General features: G+C 63.8%; 2 protein-coding genes. Both read left to right on the forward strand.

Features of this window, described 5'->3' with window-relative positions; translation table 11 throughout:
* Positions 1-172: 172 nt before the first annotated feature.
* On the forward strand, positions 173-3,646 hold the full coding sequence (locus ACIPOO_RS03405; RefSeq protein ID WP_400604421.1) for a NahK/ErcS family hybrid sensor histidine kinase/response regulator: 3,474 nt from the start codon (positions 173-175) through the stop codon (positions 3,644-3,646).
* A gap of 514 nt (positions 3,647-4,160) precedes the next feature.
* Positions 4,161-5,786, forward strand: coding sequence for a methyl-accepting chemotaxis protein (locus ACIPOO_RS03410; protein WP_400604423.1), 1,626 nt, complete (start codon positions 4,161-4,163; stop codon positions 5,784-5,786).
* Positions 5,787-6,000 lie beyond the last annotated feature (214 nt).

Consider the following 6,000-nt stretch of genomic DNA (forward strand, 5'->3'; position numbering starts at 1 on the left):
CTGGAGGACCGCTATCGCGGGCAAGCGCGCTCCTACAACGGTGGCGTCTGTCCTGCGACACCCTGCCGCTCAGACCTTGGTCGAGACAGACGAACGCCACCGGGCGTGCGAGACTGTCCGGGCGGTGATGGATCGCCGCTGAAACGATATTTGCTTGAGTCTGGAGTTCCCCATGTCGCTGTCCAGCGGACTGATCGCCGCCGTCGCCCTGGCCTATATGGCCATCATGTTCGCCATCGCCTTCTACGGCGACCGGCGCAGCGCCGCCCTGCCCCCTAGGCTGCGCGCCTGGGTATACAGCCTGTCGCTGGCGGTGTACTGCACCAGTTGGACTTTCTTTGGCGCCGTCGGCCAGGCCGCAGAACAGTTGTGGTCATTCCTGCCGATCTACCTGGGGCCGATCCTGCTGCTGTTGCTGGCGCCCTGGGTGCTGCAGAAAATGGTGCTCATCAGCAAGCAGGAAAACATCACCTCGATTGCCGACTTCATCGCCGCCCGCTACGGCAAATCCCAAACGCTGGCGGTGGTGGTGGCGCTGATCTGTCTGATTGGCGTCTTGCCCTACATCGCCCTGCAACTCAAGGGTATCGTGTTGGGCGTGAACATCCTGATCGGCGCCGGGGCCGACGCCACCGGCACCCGCGCCCAGGACACGGCGCTGATCGTCTCGCTGGTGCTGGCGCTGTTCACCATCGTGTTCGGCACCCGCAACCTTGACGCCACCGAGCACCACCGTGGCATGGTGCTGGCGATTGCCTTCGAATCACTGGTCAAGCTGTTCGCCTTCATGGCCGTGGGCATCTTCGTGACCTTCGGCCTGTATGACGGCGTGGACGACCTGTTCAACCAGGCGATGCTGGCGCCGCGCCTTGAGGAATACTGGAAAGAGACGGTCAACTGGCCGTCGATGGTGGTGCAGACCGGCGTGGCGATGATGGCCATCGTCTGCCTGCCCCGACAGTTTCATGTGACGGTGGTCGAGAACATCGAGCCCCAGGACCTGCGCCTGGCCAAGTGGGTGTTCCCGATGTACCTGCTACTGGCCGGGCTGTTCGTGGTGCCCATCGCACTGGCCGGGCAGATGCTGCTGCCAAGCTCGGTACTGCCCGACTCCTTCGTCATCAGCGTGCCGCTGGCCCACGCCCACCCGGCGCTGGCGATGCTGGCGTTCATCGGTGGCGCCTCGGCGGCCACCGGCATGGTGATCGTCGCCAGTGTGGCGCTGTCGACCATGGTGTCCAACGACATGCTTCTGCCCTGGCTATTGCGCCGCAAGACCGCCGAGCGCCCCTTCGAAGTGTTCCGCTACTGGATGCTTTCGGTCCGCCGGGTCAGCATCGTGGCCATTCTGCTGCTGGCCTACGTCAGCTATCGCCTGCTGGGTTCGACGGCGAGCCTGGCGACCATCGGCCAGGTGGCGTTCGCCGCCATCACGCAACTGGCGCCGGCCATGATCGGCGCGTTGTACTGGAAGCAGGCCAACCGCCGCGGGGTGTTCGCGGGCTTGGCGGCTGGCGTGTTCATCTGGTTCTACACCCTGGTACTGCCCATGACCGCCCACAGCATGGGCTGGTCGCTGAACAGTTTTCCACTGCTGGCCTGGCTGCACAGCAACCCGTTCAACCTGCCGATCAGCCCGCTGACCCAAGGCGTGCTGCTGTCGATGGCGGGCAACTTCATCCTATTCGCCTGGGTGTCGTTGCTGTCCCGCACGCGGGTGTCGGAGCATTGGCAGGCCGGGCGATTCATCGGCCAGGAACTGCAAGCCAGGTCCAATAGCCGCTCGCTGCTGGCGGTGCAGATCGAGGACTTGCTCAAGCTCTCGGCGCGCTTTGTCGGTGAAGAGCGTGCGCAGCAGAGTTTCATCCGCTTCGCCTACCGCCAAGGCAAGGGCTTCAACCCCAACCAGAACGCCAACGGCGAATGGATCGCCCACACCGAACGGCTACTGGCGGGCGTGCTTGGTGCCTCGTCGACCCGTGCGGTGGTCAAGGCGGCCATCGAAGGCCGCGACATGCAGCTCGAAGACGTGGTGCGCATCGCCGACGAAGCGTCCGAAGTCTTGCAGTTCAACCGGGCGCTGCTGCAAGGCGCCATCGAGAACATCACCCAGGGCATCAGCGTGGTGGATCAGTCCCTGCGGCTGGTGGCCTGGAACGACCGATATCTTGAGTTGTTCAACTACCCCGACGGCCTCATCAGCGTCGGGCGGCCCATCGCCGACATCATCCGCTACAACGCCGAGCGCGGTTTGCTGGGGCCCGGCGAGGCACAGGTGCATGTGGCGCGGCGCCTGCACTGGATGCGCCAGGGCCGTGCCCACACCTCCGAACGGTTGTTCCCCAACGGCCGGGTGATCGAGCTGATCGGCAACCCGATGCCCGGCGGGGGCTTCGTCATGAGTTTCACTGACATCACCGCGTTCCGCGAAGCCGAGCAGGCACTCAAGGGCGTCAATGAAAGCCTTGAGCAGCGGGTCGCCGAGCGTACCCGCGAGCTGTCGCAACTGAACCTGGCGCTGACCGAAGCCAAGGCCCACGCCGAAGCGGCGAGCCAGTCGAAAACCCGTTTTCTCGCTGCCTTCAGCCATGACCTGATGCAGCCGATGAACGCCGCGCGGTTGTTTTCCGCGGCCCTGCTGCACACCGACGACAATGTGCCGGATGAGGCGCGCAAGCTGATTCACCATCTGGACAGTTCGCTGCGTTCGGCCGAAGACCTCATCAGCGACCTGCTGGATATTTCCCGCCTGGAAAACGGCAAGTTCGCACCGACCATTGCGCCCTTTCCCCTCAGCAACCTGTTCGACACCCTGGGTGCCGAGTTCAAGGCGTTGGCCCAGGAGCAGGGTTTGAGCTTCCGGGTGCGCGGCAGCGACCTGCGCATCGCCAGTGACGTGAAGCTGCTGCGCCGGGTCCTGCAGAACTTCCTGACCAACGCCTTCCGCTACGCCAAGGGGCCGATCCTGCTGGGCGTTCGACGCAAGGGCCAGCATCTGAGCCTTGAAGTGTGGGATCGCGGGCCGGGCATTCCCGAAGACAAGCGCCAAGTGATTTTCGAAGAGTTCAAGCGCCTGGACAGCCACCAGACCCGCGCCGAGAAGGGCCTGGGCTTGGGGCTGGCGATTGCCGACGGCCTGTGTCGCGTCCTGGGTCACAGCCTTGAAGTGCGTTCATGGCCGGGCAAGGGCAGCGTGTTCAGCGTCACCGTGCCGCTGGCGCGGACCCCGACCCTCGCACCGCAGCCCAGCGCCGAGCCCAAACGTGCAGCCCTCAACGGCACGCAGGTGCTGTGCATCGACAACGAAGACAGCATCCTGATCGGCATGAACAGCCTGTTGAGCCGTTGGGGGTGTCAGGTCTGGACCGCACGCAACCGCGAGGAATGCCAGGCCCTGCTGGACGACGGCATCCGCCCGCACCTGGCGCTGGTGGACTATCACCTGGACCACGGCGAAACCGGCACGGAGGTCATGGCCTGGTTGCGCACGCAACTGGGCGAGCCGGTGCCCGGCGTGCTCATCAGCGCCGACGGCCGCCCGGAACTGCTGGCCCAAGTGCATGCGGCGGGGTTGGAATATCTGGCAAAACCGGTGAAGCCAGCGGCGCTGCGGGCGTTGTTGAGCCGGCATGTGAGCTTGAATTGATACACCATCGTCTGCTCTTGTAGGAGCGCGCTTGCCCGCGACCTGCGGTGTGTCAGGTACACGCATCGCAGCCGCAACATTGATACACCATCATCCGCTCTTGTAGGAGCGCGCTTGCCCGCGATTTGCGGTGTGTCAGGTACACGCATCGTAGCCGCAACACCGCAGGTCGCGGGCAAGCGCGCTCCTACAGTTCACCGAACCTTTTGTGTTTCCACACATTTATTTTAACTCGGCCGTTTAGTCAGAATCAGAACGGCCGTTCGGTCAACATTTAACAAAAACCAACACTTCACCTTCCCGCGATTGCTGGGGTCGGCCGCGTGTCTCAGATTTGTTACAGATCTGCATCCGCGAATTTCAGCCCCTCCTCCCCCTTCAAAACCCACTCCCACGCGAAAAAACCCGCCTTTATCAATGTGATAGCTATTTGATATACAGGCTGGAGAGCCATCGCACAAAACTACAAAAAAGGCTTGGAGAACCTCAAATTCGAATGCCAAAGGAGTTGTAGATGTTCATCAGAAACATGCGTATCGGGATCAGGGCGGGATTGGGTTTTGGAGTCGTGGGCCTGCTGTTGGCAGTGGTCGGCGTGTTCTGCCTGGCCAAGATGTCGTGGTTGCGCGCCAGTGCCGAAGTCCTGGAGCAGAACTGGATGCCCAAGATCGAAGCCATCCACGACGCCGCCGACAACGTCATGACCATTCGCATGGAGGCGCTGCGCCTGATCGCCAACAATGATCCGGGCAGCCATCGCAAGAGCCAGGGCGTGATCGCCGAAGAGCGCAGCGCCTGGAACGGTCACCTCAGCGCCTACAAGGCCCTGACCAACGAGCCGCAGGATCTGGCGCAGCTCTCCGAAGTGCAGAATCTGTTCACTGACTATCAGCGGGTGCTGGACGCCGTCATCGTCAGCATCGATGCCGGGCAAGTCGAACAGGCCGGCGCCCGCATCAACAGCGAACTGGCCGGCATCGGCAGAAAGCTGGACGCGGCGCTGGAAGGCCTCATCACTTTGAACCAGCAAGGCGCGGACACTGCGGCCCGCGACGCCACCGAGCTGTATGAGCGATCGTGGACGATCGTCGCGTCGATCATCGTGTCGTCCTTGATCCTGACCCTGATTCTGGCCTGGCTGCTGACTCGCAGTATCGTCCAGCCCATCCGCCAGGCACTGGAGGTGGCGCAGACCATCGCCGGTGGCAACCTCACCGCGCGCATCACCCAGGAAGGTCAGGATGAGCCTGCACAACTGCTGGCGGCGCTGTCGAGCATGCAACAGAACCTGCGCTCGACCATTCAGGGCATCAGCGAATCGTCGCAGCAACTGGCTTCGGCCGCCGAAGAAATGAGTTCGGTGATGGAGCAAAGCACCCGAAGCCTGCAGGCACAGAACGACGAGATCGAACTGGCCGCCACGGCGGTCACGCAAATGAGCGCGGCGGTGGATGAGGTGGCGAGTAATGCGGTGTCCACCTCCGAGGCCTCACGGGCGTCCGATGCCGACAGCCAGCACGGCCATCTGCAGGTCGCCCAGACCATCGAGTCGATTCAGGGGCTGGTGGGAGAAGTCATGAGCGCATCGGCGCAGGCCCAGGGCCTGGCCACTCAGGCGCAGGACATCAGCAAGGTGCTGGAGGTGATTCGTGGCATCGCCGGGCAGACCAACCTGCTGGCACTGAACGCTGCCATCGAGGCGGCGCGGGCTGGCGAGGCGGGACGCGGGTTTGCGGTGGTCGCCGATGAGGTTCGCTCACTGGCGCAGCGCACCCAGGATTCGACCCAGGAAATCGAGCAGATGATCAGCAGCATCCAGACTGGCACCCAGGACACGGTCGGGGCCATGCAGAACAGTGCGAACCAGGCCGAGCAGACCCTGCAACGGGCCAGCGGCGCTGGTCAGGCACTGGAGAAGATCACGGCGGCGATCTCGCAGATCAACCAGCGCAACCTGGTGATCGCCAGCGCGGCGGAGCAGCAGTCTCTGGTGGCGCGGGAAGTGGACCGCAGCCTGGTGAGCATCCGCGACCTGTCGACGCAAACCGCAGCGGGCGCCACCCAGACCTCGGCAGCCAGCCAGGAATTGTCGCGACTGGCCGTGGATTTGAATGGGTTGGTGACGAGGTTTGTGTTGTAGCGCATAGCCTGTAGGAGCGCGCTTGCCCGCGACGGCGTCTGCACATCAACCTCGTTGATACAGACACACCGCAAATCGCGGGCAAGCGCGCTCCTACAAGCGACGGGGGGGGGGGGGGGGGGGGGGGGGGGGGGCGGCGGGGGGGGGGTGTGGGGGGGGGCGGGGGGCGCGGCGCCCCCCCCCGGCGGGGGGGAAGTGAGGACAAGAAAGGAGA

The organism is Pseudomonas sp. NPDC090201 (assembly GCF_044746825.1).
Lineage (GTDB): Bacteria > Pseudomonadota > Gammaproteobacteria > Pseudomonadales > Pseudomonadaceae > Aquipseudomonas > Aquipseudomonas putida_AD.